The following is an 18,325-nucleotide window of genomic DNA, read 5'->3' as shown; positions in this document are numbered from 1 at the left end:
TTCCCCCGATGACCGTCCCCCTCTCTCGCGGGAACAACCCGCTGCGCGATCCCGACGATCGCCGGCTGAACCGGATCGCCGGGCCCAGCGCCCTGGTGATCTTCGGTGTCACCGGCGACCTCTCGCGCAAGAAGCTCATGCCCGCCGTCTACGACCTCGCCAATCGCGGGCTTCTGCCACCGGGCTTCGCGCTCGTCGGCTTCGCCCGCCGAGATTGGGAGGACCAGGACTTCGCCCAGGTGGTCTACGAGGCCGTCAAGGAGCACGCCCGCACCCCGTTCCGCGAGGAGACGTGGGAGCAGCTCCTCCAGGGCATCCGGTTCGTGCAGGGCACCTTCGATGACGCCGACGCCTTCCGCCGGCTGCGCGAGACCGTCGAGAAGCTGGATGTCGAGCGGGGACGATGGGCAACCACGCCTTCTACCTCTCGATCCCGCCGAAGGACTTCCCTCTGGTGGCCAAGCAGCTGAAGGAGTCCGGGCTCGTCGGCGACGCGAACGACGACGACTGCTGGCGTCGCGTCGTCATCGAGAAGCCCTTCGGCGACGACCTGGAGTCGGCGCGCGCCCTCAACCGGGCGCTGGAAGTGGCGTTCCCCGCCGACTCGATCTTCCGCATCGACCACTACCTCGGCAAGGAGACGGTGCAGAACATCCTCGCGCTGCGCTTCGCGAACGAGCTGTACGAGCCGATCTGGAACCGCAACTACGTCGACCACGTGCAGATCACGATGGCCGAGGACATCGGCGTGGGGGCCGGGCCGGCTACTACGACGGCATCGGCGCGGCGCGCGACGTCATCCAGAACCACCTCCTGCAGCTGCTGGCGCTCACCGCGATGGAGGAGCCCATCAGCCTGTCCGCCGAGCACCTGCGCTCGGAGAAGGAGACCGTGCTCGCCGCGGTCTCGCTTCCCGAGGACCTCTCCCAGGCGACGGCCCGCGGACAGTACGCGGGCGGCTGGCAGGGCGGAGAACAGGTCAACGGCTTCCTCGAGGAGGAGGGGATGAACCCCGAGTCCACGACCGAGACTTACGCCGCGCTCAAGCTCGAGATCAACACCCGGCGGTGGTCGGGCGTGCCGTTCTACCTGCGCACGGGCAAGCGGCTCGGACGCCGCGTCACCGAGATCGCGGTGGTGTTCAAGCGGGCGCCGCAGCATCTGTTCGGCAAGGACAGCACGACCGAGCTCGGTCAGAACGCCCTGGTGATCCGCGTGCAGCCCGATGAGGGCGTGACGATCCGGTTCGGCTCGAAGGTGCCCGGCGCCGGCACGCAGGTGCGCGACGTGACGATGGACTTCGGCTACGGCCATGCCTTCACCGAGGCGAGCCCGGAGGCCTACGAGCGCCTCATCCTGGACGTGCTCCTGGGCGACCCGCCGCTGTTCCCCCGCCACGAGGAGGTCGAGCTCAGCTGGAAGATCCTCGATCCCGTCGAGGAGTACTGGGCGGAGCAGGGCGGTCCGCTGGAGCAGTACTCGCCCGGGTCGTGGGGTCCGCCCTCGGCCGATGAACTTCTGGCCCGCGACGGCCGCGTCTGGAGGCGTCCGTGATCATCGATCTGCCCGACACCACCGTCAGCAAGGTCGCCAAGCAGCTCGTCAACGTGCGGGAGGAGGGCGGCGCGGTCGCCCTCGGTCGCGTGCTGACGCTCGTCATCGCCGCGCGCAACGGCGTCGCCGAGGCGGCCATCGATGCGGCCAACGATGCCTCGCGCGAACATCCGATGCGCGTGATCGTGCTGAGCATCGGCGAGGGCGAGGCGCGCCTGGACGCGCAGATCCGCGTGGGAGGCGACGCCGGTGCGAGCGAGGTCGTCGTGCTGCGCGCCTTCGGCGATGCGGCGGGCAACGCCGAGAGCCTGGTGACCGGGCTGCTCCTGCCGGATGCGCCCGTCGTCGCCTGGTGGCCGGAGGAGGCCCCGAGGAGCCGGTGAGCTCGCCGCTCGGCGGGATCGCCCAGCGCCGTATCACGGATGCGGCGACCTTCCCCGACGTGCGCGCCCGCCTCTCCCACCTCAGCCGGACCTATGCCCCCGGAGACACCGACATCGCCTGGACGCGTCTGACGCACTGGCGCGAGCAGTTGGCCGCTGTCCTGGATCAGCCGCCTTTCGACGTGGTCACCGCCGCCGAGGTGCGCGGTGCGGCCGATTCGCCGTCAACCGCGCTGCTGGCCGGGTGGCTGCAGATGGCCCTGGACGTCCCGGTCACCTGGTCGTACGAGGATCCCGACGACTGGCAGGAGGGGATCAAGTCGGTCCGCCTGACCCGCGCGGGCGGCGACATCGTCCTCGAACGCCACGGCGGCGGGCACGCGGTGCTCACCCAGCCCGGCCAGCCGGACCACGACCTGCACCTGCCCAGGCGTACGCTGCGCGAGTGCCTGGCCGAGGAGCTGCGGCGCCTGGACCCGGATGCCCTGTACGGTCGAGTCATCACGACCGGCTGGACAGAACTCGGGCCGCCGGAGACAGGAGCGTAGGAGCATGGCCGCAGGATCCTCCGACAGACGCGTCGTCATCGACAAGGCCCCCGCCGAGGTCGCCCGCCGTGTCGCGGATCGCTTCCTCGTGCGGATGCGCGCCCGCACCTCCGACGGGCGCACCGCGCACGTCGCTCTCACCGGCGGATCCATGGGCGGCGCCGTGCTGCGGGCGATCGCGGAGCATCCGGATGCGGCGGCGATCGATTGGTCGCGCGTGCACTTCTGGTGGGGCGACGAGCGGTTCGTCGCTCTGGACCACCCCGATCGCAACTCGCGCCAGTCGCGGGAGGCGCTGCTGGATCGCCTCGACATCCCCGCGGAGAACATCCACGAGGTCGCCCCGCCCGAGTCCGGGCTGAGCCTGGACGAGGCCGCCGCCGCCTATGCGGCCGACCTGGCCCGCTATGGTGACGGCGAGCAGGCCTGGCCGTCCTTCGCCGTGTGCTTCCTCGGCGTCGGCCCCGACGGGCACGTCGCCTCGCTCTTCCCGGATCGACCGGAGGTCACGGTGACGGATGCCGCCGCGCTCCCCGTGCGCAACTCCCCCAAGCCGCCGCCCGAGCGGGTCACGCTCACCCGCCCGGTGCTGAACGCCTCCAAGCGGCTCTGGCTCGTGCTCACGGGTGCCGACAAGGCCTCGGCGCTCGGTCTGGCCCTGGCAGGTGCCAGCTACACGAGCGTCCCTGCCGCCGGCGCCAAGGGACGTAAGCGCACGATCTTCTTCGTCGATGAGGCCGCCGCCTCGCAGGTCGAGCCGGACCTCATCGAGCAGGACTACTGACTCGGCGGATCGCTGCTCCCTGAGCCCGTTCCGGCCCTGGGCCCGTTCCGGTCCCTGAGCCCGTCGAAGGGCCCGGATCCCCTTCCGTGTGCGGCGCCGCGGCATCCGATCGTCCGGGTCTCGGCGCTGCCGGAAGTCCGCCCCCGCTGCTCCCCGCGTGATCCCGAGCTCCTGGCTCTCGCTGAGCACCTGCGGATGGTAACGGGCGAGTCCGATGACGCCCCAGACGGCGATGCCGCCGGCGATGAGGAACACGATGAAGACCCATCCCGGCGCCTGGGCCGCCTCGCCCAGGACGAGCATGCCGATGAGCACCGCCACGAGCGGATCGACGACGGTGAGCCCGGCGATGACGAGATCGGGGGGCCCGGAGCTGTAGGCGGTCTGGACGAAGTAGGCTCCGGCCAGCGTCGCTCCGACGAGGAACACCAGGCACAGCAGCGTCAACCATTCGAAGTTGCCGTCCTGAACCCGGCGGATGACGACCTTCGCGAGGGTCGCGACGAACCCGTAGAGGATCCCGGCGCCGGTCACGTAGAAGAGCGCACGCATGCGGTTTCGGAGAATCAGCCAGCATCCCAGAAGCAGCAGCGTCACGATGAACAGCGCGATGAGGATGATGAACAGCTGCCGGTCGTCGACGGGACGCTCGGTCGCGTAGATCGCCGCGAACAGCACGAACAGGAAGATACCGCCGACGCAGGCGATGATCGCCGTGATCGACTGCCGTGTGGGGCGTGACCGGAGACGCGCGCGTTGAGAAGCGTCGTGATCACGAGCGCCAGCGCGCCCAGCGGCTGGACGACGATGAGCGGCGCGACCCAGAGCGCGCCGAGCTGGCAGATGATCGCGGTGCCGAGCATGAGGGTGCCCGATACCCAGGACGGGCGTGTGAGGAGCCCGCGCACCTGCTTGAGCGTCAGCCCGGTCGTGGCATTGGTGCCGCTGAGACGCTCGACCTTGGTGACGCCGCGGTGCTGATACTGGGCGCCCAGCGACATGAAGACCGCTCCGGCGAGGGCGAGGGGGATGCCGAACAGGAGCCCGGGTTGCGGAAGGCTTCGACGAGCTCATCGCCGACCTGAGTCGTCAACATTCCCAGCAGACCGTTCACAGTAAGACCTTAGCCGCCTGTGACGCCCCGGTAGTGTTGTGGCGTGGCTGTTCTTCCGATCCGCATCATGGGCGACCCTGTTCTGCACGCTCCGCCGACCCCGTCTCCGAGATCACCGACGAGATCCGTCAGCTCGTCGCCGATATGTACGAGACGATGGATGCCGCTCCAGGTGTGGGGCTGGCCGCTCCGCAGGTGGGCGTCGGGCTGCGGATCTACACCTACTCGTACGTCGACGACGACGAGCAGCCCTGGCGCGGCGAGATCATCAATCCGGTGCTGTGGATGACGCCGCTGGTACCGGGATCTCCCGATCCCGAGCTGGAGTCCGAAGGCTGCCTCTCCTTCCCCGGTGAGCGCTTCGCCCTGCGCCGGTCCGAGCGGGTTCGGGTGACGGGAACCGATTTGGAGGGTGCCGATGTCGTGATCGATGTCGACGGCTGGCGTGCCCGCATCATGCAACACGAGTTCGACCACCTCGACGGCATCCTGTACCTCGACCGGCTCTCGGACGGCGACTGGAAGACCGTTCAGAAGATCGCCCGGAAGCGCGGCTGGGGCAAGCCCGGCGCGAGCTGGCTGCCTGGCGTGGACGATCTCGAGGGCTGAGGACTTTTTCCGCTACTGTTCTTTGCGGTGGCAGTTTCGTCCACCGGGCCGGAACACCTTCGCATGATGCTGTCGCGGCCCCTCTCCCGCATCGTTCACAGCGAAGGACAGTTCATGAAGACCACTCGTGCACGCCGTTTTCTCGTCATCGGCGCCGCTTCTCTCGTCGTCGCTTCCCTCACCGGGTGCAGCGCGATCTTCGACGCCGTCTTGGGACAGCAGGACGCCGAGCGCGGCGAGGACGGCCAAGTTCTCGAGGAGTCGAACGTCGGGGCCTTCGCGCTCAAGATCGGCGATTGCATCCCCGAGGACCTCAGCGAGACCGAGTTCACCGAGACGAGCGTTGTGCCGTGCTCGGAGCCGCATCTGTTCGAGGTCTTCCACGAGTTCGATCTCCGAGATGGCGACTTCCCCTCGGATGAGGAGATCTGGGATGCCGTGTTCACCGAGTGCGAGCCGGCCTTCGAAGACTTCGTCGGCACCGCTTGGGAGGAGTCCGCTCTCGATTACACGATGCTTCAGCCCACTGATTGGTCGTGGACGACGATGAAGGACCGCCTGGTCCAGTGTTTGGTGATGGATCCCGCCGGCGAGGTGACCGGATCCCTCCGCGGCTCCGGACGCTGAGGGCGGTCGACCTCCACGCTTGACCGATCGGACTATGATTAGTCCGATCGGTCAAACAATGGAGGCTCCAAGATGACGAACCCGCCCGACACCGTCCAGATCCGCCCTCCGCGTCTGCGTGTCGAACGCCGTGCCATGGCATGGTGGGCGCTGCGGGCGCTCCTGAGCTGGGGGCTGCTGCTGGCGGCTCTCCTCACCGCGTGGGCGATCTGGGAACCTGCGCGCGTGTGGCTTCTCGCGCCGATCGTCGTCGCGGGGGTGATCCTGCTCGCCAAACTCGCGATCGAACCCTGGTGGCGGTACGCCGTGCACCGCTGGGAGATCACCGATCTCGCCACCTATGCGACCAACGGCTGGATCGTGCGCGAGTGGCGCGTCGCGCCGAGTTCGCGCATCCAGACCGTCGACGCCGTGCGCGGACCGCTGGAGCAGCTCCTGGGTCTGTCCACACTGCGGGTGACCACCGCGTCGTCGTATGGCGCGATCAGCGTCGTCGGGCTCGATCGCGCCGCCGCTGAGGAGGCCGCCACCCGCCTCGCCGTCGTCGCCGAGCTCACGGAGGGCGATGCGACATGACCGCGGAGTCGAGCGTCGAGACGAACCAGTGGCGACGGCTGAGCGCCCGGGTGATCTGGGTCGATCTCGCCCGGAGCGTGCTCACCATGCTCCCCACCGTCGTCGCCGTCGTCGCCGTCGCCGTCTTCGACGTCGAGGCCTCCTTCGGTACGCTGTGGCCGCTCCTCCTCGTCGCCGCGTGGGGCACCCTCGGCGCGATCGCCGACGTGATCCGCTGGGCCTTCACCCGCTACCGCGTCACCCCTACCGAGGTCGAGCGGATCACCGGCCTGCTCGTGCGCCGCCAGCGTTCGGTGCGCCGCGACCGCATCCGCAGCGTCGACACCTCGGCCCGGCTTCGCCACCGCCTCACCGGGCTGCGGGTGGTGTCTGTGGGCGCGGGGCAGAACAACGCCGCCGGGGAGGCGGCATTGGACCTCGATGCCCTGCGGAAGGCGGATGCCGCCCTGCTGCGCCGTGAGCTGCTCGGCCTGGACCGTCCGGCCGCGATTCCGCGCGCCCAGCCGCTCCCCGAGGACGAGGCGGCCGCATCCGAGGTCCCCGCCGGCGCCGGCGACGAGACGGAGGAATCGGTCGAGGTCTTCGCCACCTTCCGCCCCTGGTGGGTCGTGTACAACATGTTCAGCATCTGGGCGTACCTCACCGCGGCGGGCCTGCTCTGGGGAGCCTTCTGGCTGACGTCGACCTTCGGCTTCGACCTGTGGGCGTTCACCACACGGCTGCTCGACTGGGACGCCCTGGGCTGGGTCGGCACCGTGCTCATCGCGCTCGTCGCCGGCGGCGTCGTCGGTGCGGTCGGGATGGGCCTGAGCTTCCTCTCCTCGTACTGGCGCTTCGAGTTGGCGCGTGTGCGCACTCCCTCCGGCAGTTACCTGCGCACTCGACGAGGCCTGTTCAGCACCCGGGAGGTCAGCCGCGACGAGTCCCGCATGCGCGGGATCACGATCTCCGAGCCCGTGCTCTGGCGGTGGATGCGGATGACCGACACCCAGGTCATCACGACCGGTCTGTCGATCTGGGACATGGAGCAGCCCTCCTCGATCCTCCCTCGGGGACCGCGGAGCGTGGCGTTTCGCGCCGTGCGGCAGGTCTTCGGCGAGGACTCTCCGATCGGCGCCCCGCTCGCTCCCCACCCGCGTGCCGCGCTGCGCCGCCGGCTGTGGTGGGCGACGGCATCCGCACTCGTGCTCCTCGGCGCGATCGGGTATCCGGTCGCGGTCGGAGCAGCGCCGCGTTGGATTCTCTGGCTCGTGCTCGGATTCTGGGTCCTCGCGCTTCTGGGCGCGGTCATCGCCTACCGCGCACTGGGCCACGCCATCCGCGGCGAGTACCTCGTCGTGCGTTCGGGGCTGCTCAGCCGTGCGACGACGGCGCTGCGCCGCGACGCGGTCAGCACGATCGCCGTACGGCAGTCGATCCTGCAGAAGCGGCTCGGTCTTGCGACCGTCTCAGCCATGACCGCTGCCGGCTGGTCGGTGTACGAGGCGCCCGACGTCGCGGCATCCGACGCCGTCGCCTTCGCGGCGCAGGCCGCGCCCGGCCTCATCGACGAGTTCCTCATCCCGCCGGGGCCGAGAGCGAAGGGAGCGTGACCGCATGACCCCACCCCACCACCGCCTGCCGACCAGAACCGCCCCACCATCACAGAGACGGCGCGGCGCGCGCAGATCCTGCGGGGCGCGATCGCCACGGTCAACGAGATCGGCTACCACGGCGCCTCGCTCGCCGAGATCGCCCGTCGCGCCGGCGTCGCCAAGAGTGCGCTCGTGTACTACTTCGGGTCGAAGGACGCCCTCATGCTGCACGTCGTCGAGGATGTCTTCGGCGAGCTCGGAGCGCGAGTGGAGGCGGCCGCATGCATGCCGCACGAGCCGGTCGATCGCCTGCGTGCGTACGCCGAGACCTATTTCACCCATGTCCTGGAGCATCGCTGGGAGGTTGCCGCAGCGCTCGACATCGTGCTCTCGCACCGTGGCGTCGACGGCGTCCCCCTGTACCAGATGGTCGACGAGGAGGACACGGCCCTCCTGCGATCCATCCTTAGGGAAGGGCTCGAATCCGGCGTCTTCCGGGCGAGCTCGCTCGATGCGGCCGTCTCGATCGTCGAAGGGCTGCTCGACCTGACGATCTCCTCGGCGAGGAATGCGACCGACGCCGATCTCACGACGCTCTCGCGGGAGATACAGGAGTTCCTCTTCCGAGGTCTGGGAGCCGAACCCTTCTCCACTCCCGCTCAGTGAGAGGTGCGAGGCGCTACGAGAACATCTGCTGGAGGACGTCGATGTCGCCGGCGTCGAGCGCACGCTCGATCGCGGCGGTCTCGGCCGGGTCGGTGAACATGCCGGCGAGCGTGTCCGCCCAGATCGCGCGCATTGCCTCGATGTCGTCTGCGTCGGCCGCGGCCCCCATCGCCTCGATCGCGTTCTGGTACGGAATCTGAAGGAAGCCCTCGGGGCATCGTGCGGGATGTAGTAGTCGATGAAGCGAATGTGGGGGTTGGCGTAGAGCCGTAGCACCTGGTCGGGGTGGATCGTCCGCGTGTGGTTCAGCGCGGAGATCGCTCTCCCGTTCTTGATGCAGAATCGCTCACCGATCACGTCGTCGACGTCGCCCGGCGCGACGGTATACGTGATCTTGCCGTCCTCCCTGACATCGGCAGTGCCCCGAGCGAACTCGCGCTCGCCCTGGTCTTCGACGACGCCAGTGATGGTCGCGCGCTCGGGCGTGAGTTCGATCCACGCCGGTCTCGTGCAGCCGTCTTCGGTTGTCGACGCTGCCTCGACCTCCGACGGGGCGGGAGATGCAGAGGGGTCCTCCCGGGGCGCGTCGGTGGCGGGGGCGCATCCTGCGAGCACGAGGGTGGCCAGTGCCGCACCAGCGAGAGCACAACCCATCTTGCGGGAACGATTCGGCATGAGCCCGATACTAGTGTCCTCCCTCTGAGCCGCTGTTGCTGACCGACCACAAAGAAAAACTCCCTTGAAGAATCAAGGGAGTGGGAGCGATGCTCGCTCCCCGAGTTGGACTCGAACCAACAACCTGCCGGTTAACAGCCGGCTGCTCTGCCAATTGAGCTATCGGGGAATGTGCCGCGCGCTGCGCGGGCAACTCGAATAGCTTAGCAAATTCTGCGGGGTGCGAATGACACCCTGGGACTGCTCACCGCAGCCACTGATCGGCCTCCGCGTTCGGCGACCAGTCCAGCTCGCTGCCGATGCCGCGCGCGACCACATGGCCGCCGCGCAGCATGAGCGTCTCGGCGCCGAGCTCGCGGATGAACGCGGCGTTGTTGGTCACCAGGAGCGCGCCCATGTGCGCTTCCGTGCGCCGGCGGGTGATCGCGTCGAAGACGACGCGTCTGACCTCCACGTCAAGATTGGCCAGCGGCTCGTCGGCGATGAACACCCGCGGCTCCAGAACGAGGGCACGCGCGATGGCGATGCGCTGCCGCATCCCGGCGCTCAGCTCATAGGGGTACTTCGAGGCCGCCCCGAGCGGAAGGTGCAGTTCGTCCAGGAGCGTCGCGATCCGGATCTGCAGGGCCTTGGTGTTGACCCGGCGCTGCCGGGAGAGGATGGGCTCGGCGATGATCTCCCCCGCCGTGAACTGCGGCTTGAGAATCGCGCCCGCGCCCTGCGCGACGTACCCGGTGACGTAGGAGAGAAGGCGTCGCTTCCTGCCCGGCCGGCGCACGGAGATCCCATCGACGTAGGCCTGACCGCCCACGACCCGCACGCTCGATTCACCGGATGCCGCCAGTGCCTCCACGAGCGTCGTCTTGCCCGACCCGGTCGGCCCGGTCACGCAGATGAGCCCACCGGCCGCGAGCTGGAAGCTCACACCGTCGACGGCACGCGTGGGTCCGCCCTGCCCGACGCGATCGATCACCAGGTCGATGCTCTCGACCGCGTACGAGGATTCCCTGCGAGCCATATGTCCATCCTGCCGGACGAGTGCCGCCGTGGTGCTCAGGACTCGACGAAGCGCTGCCGTTCCGCGTCGAGATCGCGCAGCCGCATTCGCAGCGCGCGCCCGCCGTCGGAGTCGGCCGGCACCCGCTGCACCGCGCCCAGCAGCTCGTTCTTCTCCCGATCGAGATCGCGGGTGATGAGGCGCCGGGCGAGCCCGGTGACCGAGGCCACGGCGCCCTCCTCGTCCTTCGCAGGGAAACTGGCCATGAGCAGCTCGCCGGCGAGCTTCCGGTAGGGCTCGCGCACGACCTGAATCGCGTTCATCGACCATCCCGGGCGGGTGCGATCGGATGCCGCGAGCACCGCCTCGCGCACCGCCTCGAGCGCGGGATGGCGGAAGGGGCCGCCCAGCGCGCGGGCGAGAAGCTCCTGGTCGACCTGATGGCCGTACTGCAGCGCGCCGATGAGCGCGTCGCGTTCCACGGCGGTGTCGGCGTTGCGAGGCAGCGTCGCCATGCTGATCACCGGGGCGCCCTCTCCGGCATCCGAGGGTTCGGGCACCGGCTGCTCGAACCGTTGCGGCGGCTTTCCCCCGCCGCGGGCGGCGCGCTCGACCTCGGCGTGCACGACGGTCGGGTCCATGCCGAGGCGGCGCGCGAGCACCCGTTCATAGCCGGGCCGGATCAACCGATCGCGGATCTCGGCGACGATGGGGGCGGCGGCGCGCAGTGCGCCGACCTGGCCCTCGACGGTCGCGAGGTCGAAGCCGTCGAGCCGGCGGTCGATCGCGAACTCGAACAGCGGCACCTTCTGCTCCAGGAGCCCGCGCACGGCGGCGTCGCCACGCTGGAGCCGCATGTCGCAGGGATCGAGTCCGTCGGGGGCGACCGCGACGAAGGTCTGCGCGTTGAAGCGGTTGTCTTCGCTGAAGGCGCGCAGCGCCGCCTTCTGCCCGGCCTCGTCGCCGTCGAAGGTGAAGACCACCTCGCCGGAGCCGGAGTCGTCACCCATGACGCGACGGAGCACTTTGATGTGCTCGGCACCGAAGGCCGTGCCGCAGGTGGCGATCGCCGTGGTCACACCCGCGAGGTGGCAGGCCATGACATCGGTGTACCCCTCCACGACGACCACGCGACGAGGGTCGCCGCGGGCGATGTCGCGCTTAGCGAGATCGAGCCCGTAGAGCACCTGGTTCTTCTTGTAGATCGGCGTCTCGGGCGTGTTGAGGTACTTCGGCCCCTGATCGTCGTCGAAGAGCTTGCGGGCGCCGAAGCCGATCGTCTGACCCGTCACATCGCGGATCGGCCAGACCAGCCGTCCGCGGAAGCGGTCGTAGACACCCCGCTGACCCGTGGAGACCAGGCCCGCGGCGCTGAGCTCGTCACGGGTGAAACCCTTGGCCGTGAGCGCCTTGATCAAGCCCTCCCAGCCGCGCGGGGCGAATCCGACCCCGAAGTGGGCGGCCGCGCCCGCGTCGAAGCCCCGCTCGCCGAGGAACCTGCGGGCGATCTCGGCCTCGGGCGAAAGGAGCTGCTCGCGGAAGAACTCCGCGGCGGCCGTGTTCGCGGCGAAGAGCCGGCTGCGCCCGCTCGTCTCGGGTGCCGCTCCCCCGTCTTCGTAGTGCAGCTGATAGCCGATGCGCCCGGCCAGGCGCTCCACCGCCTCGGCGAAGGTCACATGGTCCATCGCCTGCAGGAAGGAGTAGACGTCGCCCGATTCCCCGCAGCCGAAGCAGTGGTAGTAGCCGACCTGCGGGCGCACGTGGAAGCTCGGGCTCTTCTCGTCGTGGAAGGGGCACAGGCCCTTGAGGGAGCCCACGCCCGCCGACTTGAGCGACACCCGGTCGCCGACGATGTCGGCGATGTTGGTGCGGGCCTTGACTTCGTCGACGTCGGCCTGGCGGATGCGGGCCATCAGGCGATCTCCACGGGGCGCGGCGCCATCGGCGACCAGACGCCGATCGAGGCGGCGTCGACCTCGCCGACGAAGCGATGGTGCCAGGCGAGCGCCACCTGGTCGGTCAGGCTCGCGACCTGGTCGACGACGACACGGCGGCGTGCGGCATCCGATCCTGCAGCGCGGAAGTCGACCGCGAAGGCGGGGTCGAGCGCCTCCGGCCCTCGCTCCCATAGCGCCGTCGCGAGTCGCTTGAGCACCTGGCGCTGCTCGCGGTAGAGCTCCTTGCGGCCGTCGATCGAGACGACCACCGCGCCGATCACGCCCTTGAGCACCGCGATCTCGGTCTCGACGACCCGCGGGACGACCACATGGGCGCGGTAGCGGGTGAGCTGCTCCCCCGGGTACGCGTCCTTCGTCGCGGTCGTCGCCGCCCGCGCGAAACGGCCGATGAGGTCGGAGGTGAGGTTCTTCAGCTGCGCGAGGTCCCGGCGGGTGCTGTCGAACGACGACACCCAGGTGGGAAGGCGCGAGAGACGGAAGAGCCCTTCCTCGAGCTCTTCACGGGTGAAGTCGAAGCCCACCCAGCTCTGGATCGCGTTCAGCAACGCCTCGTGCTCGGCGGGTCGGTCAGACGTGCCGGATCCAGATAGCCGTTGGTGACGGCGTCCTCGAAGTCGTGCACCGAGTAGGCGATGTCGTCGGAGAGGTCCATGACCTCCGCCTCGATGCAGCGCACGCGTCCCGGTGCACCCTGCCGCATCCACTCGAAGACCGGCTCGTCGTCGGGGTACACGCCGAACTTCAGGCGTCCGCCCGGATCGGCCAGAGGATGCTCCGCGGTCCAGGGGTACTTGCACACCGCATCCAGGCTGGCGCGGGTGAGGTTGAGGCCGTGCGAGACGCCCTCGGCGTCGAAGATCTTCGGCTCCAGCCGGACGAGGATGCGCAGGCTCTGCGCATTCCCCTCGAAGCCGCCGATGTCCTCGGCCCACTCGTTGAGCGCGCGTTCGCCGTTGTGTCCGAAGGGCGGATGCCCCAGATCGTGGCTGAGACAGGCGGTGTCGACGATGTCGGGCGAGAGCCGCAGCTGACCGGCGAGCTCACGGCCCACCTGGGCGACCTCGAGCGAGTGCGTGAGGCGGTTGCGGGCGAAGTCGACGGGGTTCGCGGGGCTCAGCACCTGGGTCTTGGCCGCCAGGCGCCGCAGGGCCGCCGAGTGCAGCACGCGGGCGCGATCGCGAGAGAAGTCGTCGCGCTCGGATCTATGCGTCTCGACGAAGAAGCGCCGGGTGTCCTCGGCGTCGTATCCGTCGGTCATGATCTCCTCGGTTCCTGAGCGATCGACACGAGTCGAAGCGCCCTATCCCCATTGTTCTCGATCTCCGCGCCGCGGAGCATCTCGGTCGCCGATGCCTCCAGCTCGCGGGACTCCAGCCAGCGATCCGGAAGAGCCGGCCGCTTCGGGCGCCCGGCGCGGCCGCGCTGCCCTTCGGCGTCAGCACCAGGATAGGGGCGTCGTGGTCCAGCAGTGCGAGCAGCTCGTCCATCTCGGCCAGGCTCGACACCGTCGCCAGTCGCGTGCGGATGTCGCCGCCGACCGGGTAGCCCTTGAAGTACCAGGCGACGTGCTTGCGGATGTCGCGGCATCCGCGGTCCTCGTCCTCGAAGAACTCCACGAGCAGCTCCGCGTGCCGACGCAGAGCCTGGGCGACGAACCCGAGGGTCGCGTCGACGGCCACCGTGGCGGCCCCTGAGCCCGTCGAAGGGCCGAAGGCGGAGGCCAGCTCGCCGAACAGCCAGGGGCGCCCGAGGCACCCGCGCCCGACGACGACGCCGTCGCAGTCGGTCTCGGCCATCATGCGCACGGCGTCGGCCGCCGACCAGATGTCGCCGTTGCCGAGCACGGGGATGCTCGTGACGGCCTGCTTGAGCTCACCGATCGCGTTCCAGTCGGCGTGACCGGAGTAGAACTCGCTCGCCGTGCGGGCATGGAGAGCGACGGCGGCGGCACCGGCATCCTCTGCGGCGCGACCGGCCTCGAGGAAGGTCAGATGCTCGGGGTCGATGCCCTTGCGCATCTTGACCGTGAGCGGCACGTCTTCGGCGGCCTTCACCGCCTCGGTGACGATCTCGGCGAAGAGCGTCGACTTCCACGGCAGGGCCGCTCCTCCGCCTTGCGCGTCACCTTGGCACGGGGCAGCCGAAGTTCAGGTCGATGTGATCGGCGTGGTCCTCGGCGACGATGATGCGCACGGCCTCGGCGATCGTCCTCGGGTCGACCCCGTAGAGCTGGATCGAGCGCGGCGTCTCGCTCTCGTGATGGCGGATGAGGCGCATCGTGGTGTCGTTGCGCTCGACGAGCGCGCGCGAGGTGATCATCTCGCTGACGTAGAGGCCGGCGCCGTACTCCCGGCACAGCCGCCGGAAGGCGGTGTTGGTGATGCCCGCCATGGGCGCGAGGACGACCGGCACGTCGATGTCGAGCGGGCCGATGCGCAGCGCGGGGGCGGGAGTGGCGGTGAGAGTCATCACCCTCCATTCTCCCATCCCGCAGGCCCTTGTGCGTCTGCGCGCGCGTAGGCTGTGGACATGGCAGAAAACGACGTTCGCAGCATCCCGTTCACCGACGCCGCAGGCGAGGAGAAGACGCTCGCCGACTACGGCGCAGACGTCGTCCTGGTCGTCAACGTCGCCTCCAAGTGCGGGCTGACGCCGCAGTACGCGCAGCTGGAGGAGCTCCAGCGCACCTACGGCGACCGCGGCTTCACCGTCGTCGGCTTCCCCTGCAACCAGTTCATGGGGCAAGAGCCCGGATCGATCGAGAAGATCCTGGAGTTCTGCTCGGCCACCTACGGTGTGACGTTCCCGGTGAACGACAAGGTGAAGGTCAACGGCAAGAACGCCGCCCCGCTCTACAAGGCCCTCAAGGAGACGCCGGATGCCGGTGGCTCGGGGGCCGGGTCGAGTGGAACTTCGAGAAGTTCCTCGTCGGCCCGGACGGTTCGGTCCAGCGCTTCCGCCCGAAGCAGAAGCCCGACTCCCCCGAGATCGTCGCGGCGATCGAGAAGGCGCTCGCCGGTTAGGCGCTGACGCCCTCCGCGGCCGGCTCATCGTCTTCGACGGCCTCGGCGCCGCGCTTGGCCCAGACGTCGCGGAGCACGTTCGAGAACGTCTCCGCCGGCTGCGCGCCGCTGATGCCGTACTTGCCGTCGATCACGAAGAACGGCACCCCTGGATGCCGTAGGCCTGCGCCTGCGCCTGATCCTGGCGCACGGCCGGCAGATAGCGGGCGGACTCCAGTGCCTCGCGCGTCTCTTCGGACTCCAGACCGACGGATGCCGCGAGCTCGACGAGGTCGTCGATGCGTCCCACGTGCTTGCCCTCGGTGAAGTACGCCGCCATGAGGCGTTCGGCCACCTCCTGCTGCACGCCCTTCGCCTTCGCGTGGTGGAGGAGCTCGTGCGCCTTGACGGTGTTGGTGTGCTGGAGGATGTCGAAGCGGTACTCCAGCCCGGCGTTCTTCGCGACGCCGGTGACGCGCTCGAGCATCTGCTGCACCTGCTCTCGCGGCATGCCCTTGTGGGTGGCGAGGAAGTCGACCTCGTCGCCCTCGAAGTCGACCGGGGTGTCGGGCGAGAGCTCGTAGGAGTGGAAGGTCACCGTGACCTGCGGAGCGTCGTCATCACCCGCGGTGGCTGCGAGCCCTTCTTCGAGGTTGCGCTTGCCGATGTAGCACCATGGGCAGGCGATGTCGGACCAGATGTCGATAGAGATGGGTTCGCTCACACTGAGGACAACGGCATCCGCTTCGCGTCTATTCCTCCGAGTCGCGCCCGATCTGCGGACAGGTGCCCGATTCGCGGACGGATGTCGCGTGTTCGTCCGCAGAACGGGCGGATGTCCGCGAGTCGGGCGGGCTCACGCCTCGGGCGCATCCACGGCGCCGCCGAAGCGGCGGTCGCGCGAGAGGTAGATCTCGATCGCCCGCCACAGCTCGGTGCGGGAGAAATCGGGCCACAGCGTGTCGAGGAACACCATCTCGGCGTAGGCGGACTGCCACAGCAGGAAGTTGGAGGTGCGCTGCTCCCCCGAGCTGCGCAGGAACAGGTCGACGTCGGGCATGTCGGGGATGTAGAGGTGACGGCGCAGCATCCGCTCGGTGATCGCCTGGGGCTTGACCCGCCCGGCCCGCACGTCTTCGGCGATCGCGCGCACCGCATCGACGATCTCGTTGCGCCCGCCGTAGTTGATGCACATCGTCAGCGTCAGCACGTCGTTGTCGCGGGTGAGATCTTCGGCGATCCGCAGTTCTTTGATCACCGAACGCCAGAGCCGCGGCGTGCGCCCGGCCCAGCGGATGCGCACCCCCACTCGTTGAGCTGATCGCGGCGGCGGTGCAGCACGTCGCGGTTGTAGCCCATGAGGAAGCGCACCTCTTCGGGCGACCGTGCCCAGTTCTCGGTCGAGAAGGCGTACACCGACAGGTGCGTGACCCCGGCCTGGATGGCTCCGGCGACGACGTCGAGCAGGACCTCCTCCCCCGCCTTGTGCCCTCGATCCGCGTGAGTCCGCGCTTGTTCGCCCAGCGGCCGTTGCCGTCCATGACGATCGCGACATGCGCGGGAACCGCCGGGAACGCCGGCGGATGCAGCCCCGTCCAGTCCAGCGGACGATAGGGCACCGCATCCTTGTGCGTGTACGGCTTGGGCGTCACCGCGTTCCCTCCACATGCGACAGAGACCGGATGCCGCGTTCCAGATGGTACTGCGCATAGGCGCCGATGAGGCCCGAGGCGGATGCGGCATCCGACTCCTGCGCCTCATCGATGACCGCCCACTCGCCGCGGAGCAGCGCATGCAGGAGAGCGAGCGTGCCCGGAGCGACCCGGGCGCTGCCCGGTGGCGCGCAGGAGGCACACACGATCCCGCCGAGCTGGGCGACGAAGGAGTTGTGGGGCCCCGGGCGGCGCAGCGGGCGCAGTCGTGCAGAGACGGCGCCCATCCCGACAGCGACATGACGCGCAGGAGATAGGAGTCCAGGATGCTGCGCGCGGCATGCTCGCCCTGCGAGAGCGCACGGAGACCGCCGACGAGCAGCAGATACTGCTCGCGCGTCGCCTCGGCATCGCTCAATCTGTCGGCGGTCTCGACCATGGCGTGCGCGGCGGTGTAGCGATCGTAGTGGGCGGCGATCGCCGCCCCGTACGACCCGAGCGATTCGGCCTGCTGCACGACATCGAGCGAACGCCCCTCGTACAGCTGCACATCGGCGACCATGAACGGCTCCAGCCGCGCCCCGAACTTCGAGGAGGTGCGCCGCACGCCCTTGGCGACGGCACGGATCTTGCCGTGACGGCGCGAGAGCATCATGACGATGCGATCCGCCTCACCCAGCTTGTGGGTGCGCAGGATCACCGCTTCGTCTCGATAGGTGGGCATTACCCGATTATCCTCCGTGGGCACGACAATGGACGGGTGACCGAGCCGCTCTTCACCATTCCGTTCTGGGCCGATCTCACCGCCGTCGGACTGGGCGGCATCCAGGGAGCCATGTTCGCCTCCGGCTTCCAGGGGCAGCGACGACTGGACCTCCTGGGCGTCGCGATCATCGGCATCCTCATCGGCATGGGCGGCGGTCTCATCCGCGACCTGCTCCTCGGGCAGCCGCCGGCGACGCTGCAGAACAACTGGTACCTCGTCGCGGCGGTCGGCGGTGCGCTCTTCGGCATGCTGCTGGCCGGCGCCCTGAACCGGGTGAACGGCATCATCGTCGGACTGGACGCCGTCGTGATCGGGATGTTCGGCGCCTTCGGCACGACCAAGGCGCTGAGCCTCGGCGTCCCCCGGTGCCGGCCGTCTTCATCGGCATGTGCGCGGCCGTCGGCGGCGGCGTGCTGCGCGACATGATCATGGGGCTGCCCGTGGCGATCATGCACGTGGGCTCGCTCTACGCCATCGCCGCCGCTCTCGGCTGCCTCGTCATCGTCGTCCTCGACGCCTTCGGCGTCGGCCTCGTGATCGCGGCCATCGTCGGCATCGCCGTCACGGCGATCACCCGCGTGCTCGCCGTGATCTTCGACCTCTCACTGCCCGAGCAGCGCCGCCTACACCGCCGCCGGGTGGCGGCGGAGACGGGCGCGATCCCGATCGTCAAGCCCGGCCCCGAAGACGACACCCTCCCTCCCGGCGGTTGAGCGAGGACGCGCGGAGCGCGACCGAGACGAAACGCGGTGAGGACACCGCTCAACGTGCGCGTTCTCGCCGCGTTTCGATACTTCGACGCGCTTCGCTCGCTCAGTACGACGCTCCCTCCGCCTACGG

9 protein-coding genes, 1 tRNA gene and 11 pseudogenes are annotated in these 18,325 nt (G+C 69.2%); 11 read left to right on the top strand and 10 right to left on the bottom strand.

Annotated elements, in window-relative coordinates; genetic code table 11:
- Positions 1–8 precede the first annotated feature (8 nt).
- The 3 genes and pseudogenes from zwf to pgl all read left to right on the top strand — a co-directional run bounded on the left by zwf (position 9) and on the right by pgl (position 3,269).
- Positions 9–1,554: pseudogene (gene zwf, locus KAE78_RS16195) on the top strand (glucose-6-phosphate dehydrogenase).
- A pseudogene (locus tag KAE78_RS16190) lies at positions 1,551–2,485 on the top strand (glucose-6-phosphate dehydrogenase assembly protein OpcA). The pseudogenes zwf and KAE78_RS16190 overlap by 4 nt, the downstream one beginning before the upstream one ends.
- A 4-nt stretch (positions 2,486–2,489) precedes the next feature.
- Positions 2,490–3,269 carry a 6-phosphogluconolactonase gene (gene pgl, locus KAE78_RS16185; protein WP_223172608.1) on the top strand — a complete coding sequence of 260 codons (780 nt, stop codon included), beginning with the start codon at positions 2,490–2,492 and terminating at the stop codon, positions 3,267–3,269.
- A 593-nt stretch (positions 3,270–3,862) separates the two neighbouring features.
- Here the strand turns inward: pgl and KAE78_RS20100 are convergent.
- Positions 3,863–4,270: a hypothetical protein gene (locus KAE78_RS20100; protein ID WP_411156035.1), complete on the bottom strand. Its 408-nt coding sequence runs from the start codon at positions 4,268–4,270 to the stop codon at positions 3,863–3,865.
- 156 nt (positions 4,271–4,426) lie between these two features.
- On the opposite strand from KAE78_RS20100, the pseudogene def reads away from it, so the two are divergent.
- The 6 genes and pseudogenes from def (at position 4,427) to KAE78_RS16155 (ending at position 8,435) form a co-directional block, all read left to right on the top strand.
- A pseudogene (def, locus tag KAE78_RS16175) lies at positions 4,427–4,992 on the top strand (peptide deformylase).
- Between the two features lie 114 nt (positions 4,993–5,106).
- Positions 5,107–5,619, top strand: a complete 513-nt coding sequence (locus tag KAE78_RS16170; protein ID WP_223172607.1) for a septum formation family protein — start codon at positions 5,107–5,109, stop codon at positions 5,617–5,619.
- A 72-nt stretch (positions 5,620–5,691) separates the two neighbouring features.
- Complete coding sequence (locus KAE78_RS16165; protein ID WP_223172606.1) at positions 5,692–6,195, top strand: PH domain-containing protein; 504 nt, start codon at positions 5,692–5,694, stop codon at positions 6,193–6,195.
- Complete coding sequence (locus tag KAE78_RS16160) at positions 6,192–7,787, top strand: PH domain-containing protein (protein WP_223172605.1); 1,596 nt, start codon at positions 6,192–6,194, stop codon at positions 7,785–7,787. The genes KAE78_RS16165 and KAE78_RS16160 overlap by 4 nt, the downstream gene beginning before the upstream one ends.
- Before the next feature lie 48 nt (positions 7,788–7,835).
- Positions 7,836–7,940, top strand: a pseudogene (locus KAE78_RS20095) (TetR family transcriptional regulator); the annotation flags it as partial.
- Positions 7,941–7,961: 21 nt separating this feature from the next.
- On the top strand, positions 7,962–8,435 hold the full coding sequence (locus tag KAE78_RS16155; protein ID WP_262927890.1) for a TetR/AcrR family transcriptional regulator: 474 nt from the start codon (positions 7,962–7,964) through the stop codon (positions 8,433–8,435).
- Positions 8,436–8,448: 13 nt separating this feature from the next.
- On the opposite strand, the gene KAE78_RS16150 is transcribed toward KAE78_RS16155, so the two are convergent.
- The 6 genes and pseudogenes from KAE78_RS16150 to dusB form a co-directional block, all read right to left on the bottom strand.
- A complete protein-coding gene (locus tag KAE78_RS16150; protein WP_223172604.1) occupies positions 8,449–8,604 on the bottom strand; it encodes a hypothetical protein in 156 nt (51 codons plus the stop codon).
- A gap of 602 nt (positions 8,605–9,206) precedes the next feature.
- Positions 9,207–9,279 (bottom strand) — tRNA-Asn (locus tag KAE78_RS16145).
- Between the two features lie 75 nt (positions 9,280–9,354).
- Positions 9,355–10,128 (bottom strand): ATP-binding cassette domain-containing protein, encoded by a 774-nt coding sequence (locus KAE78_RS16140; RefSeq protein ID WP_223172603.1) that lies wholly within the window; start codon positions 10,126–10,128, stop codon positions 9,355–9,357.
- Positions 10,129–10,163: 35 nt separating this feature from the next.
- Complete coding sequence (gene dnaG, locus KAE78_RS16135) at positions 10,164–12,020, bottom strand: DNA primase (RefSeq protein WP_223172602.1); 1,857 nt, start codon at positions 12,018–12,020, stop codon at positions 10,164–10,166.
- Positions 12,020–13,323, bottom strand: a pseudogene (locus tag KAE78_RS16130) (deoxyguanosinetriphosphate triphosphohydrolase). Before KAE78_RS16130 ends, dnaG begins: the two are co-directional and overlap by 1 nt.
- Positions 13,320–14,534 (bottom strand): annotated as a pseudogene (dusB, locus tag KAE78_RS16125) (tRNA dihydrouridine synthase DusB). The pseudogenes KAE78_RS16130 and dusB overlap by 4 nt, the downstream one beginning before the upstream one ends.
- A 60-nt stretch (positions 14,535–14,594) precedes the next feature.
- Between dusB and KAE78_RS16120 the strand changes: the two are divergent.
- A pseudogene (locus KAE78_RS16120) lies at positions 14,595–15,088 on the top strand (glutathione peroxidase).
- Here the strand turns inward: KAE78_RS16120 and KAE78_RS16115 are convergent.
- The 3 pseudogenes from KAE78_RS16115 to recO form a co-directional block, all read right to left on the bottom strand.
- Positions 15,085–15,791 (bottom strand): annotated as a pseudogene (locus KAE78_RS16115) (DsbA family protein). The pseudogenes KAE78_RS16120 and KAE78_RS16115 sit on opposite strands and share 4 nt — an antisense overlap.
- 132 nt (positions 15,792–15,923) lie before the next feature.
- Positions 15,924–16,719, bottom strand: a pseudogene (locus KAE78_RS16110) (isoprenyl transferase).
- Positions 16,716–17,443 (bottom strand): annotated as a pseudogene (recO, locus tag KAE78_RS16105) (DNA repair protein RecO). The pseudogenes KAE78_RS16110 and recO overlap by 4 nt, the downstream one beginning before the upstream one ends.
- A gap of 36 nt (positions 17,444–17,479) precedes the next feature.
- On the opposite strand from recO, the pseudogene KAE78_RS16100 reads away from it, so the two are divergent.
- Positions 17,480–18,198, top strand: a pseudogene (locus KAE78_RS16100) (trimeric intracellular cation channel family protein).
- Positions 18,199–18,325: the final 127 nt, after the last annotated feature.

It is taken from the genome of Microbacterium sp. NIBRBAC000506063 (genome assembly GCF_017968845.1).
Taxonomy (GTDB): Bacteria; Actinomycetota; Actinomycetes; order Actinomycetales; family Microbacteriaceae; genus Microbacterium.
The sequence above is the reverse complement of the archived record's forward strand: the minus strand, read 5'-3'. Positions and strand labels throughout refer to the sequence as shown.

What these genes read in the sequence shown, in the direction of transcription:
- pgl (WP_223172608.1), top strand. Translation starts at nt 2,490, where the DNA reads ATGGCCGCAGGATCCTCCGACAGACGCGTCGTCATCGACAAGGCCCCC.
- KAE78_RS20100 (WP_411156035.1), bottom strand. Translation starts at nt 4,270, where the DNA reads ATGTCGCTGGGCGCCCAGTATCAGCACCGCGGCGTCACCAAGGTCGAG.
- KAE78_RS16170 (WP_223172607.1), top strand. Translation starts at nt 5,107, where the DNA reads ATGAAGACCACTCGTGCACGCCGTTTTCTCGTCATCGGCGCCGCTTCT.
- KAE78_RS16165 (WP_223172606.1), top strand. Translation starts at nt 5,692, where the DNA reads ATGACGAACCCGCCCGACACCGTCCAGATCCGCCCTCCGCGTCTGCGT.
- KAE78_RS16160 (WP_223172605.1), top strand. Translation starts at nt 6,192, where the DNA reads ATGACCGCGGAGTCGAGCGTCGAGACGAACCAGTGGCGACGGCTGAGC.
- KAE78_RS16150 (WP_223172604.1), bottom strand. Translation starts at nt 8,604, where the DNA reads ATGGGGGCCGCGGCCGACGCAGACGACATCGAGGCAATGCGCGCGATC.
- KAE78_RS16140 (WP_223172603.1), bottom strand. Translation starts at nt 10,128, where the DNA reads ATGGCTCGCAGGGAATCCTCGTACGCGGTCGAGAGCATCGACCTGGTG.
- dnaG (WP_223172602.1), bottom strand. Translation starts at nt 12,020, where the DNA reads ATGGCCCGCATCCGCCAGGCCGACGTCGACGAAGTCAAGGCCCGCACC.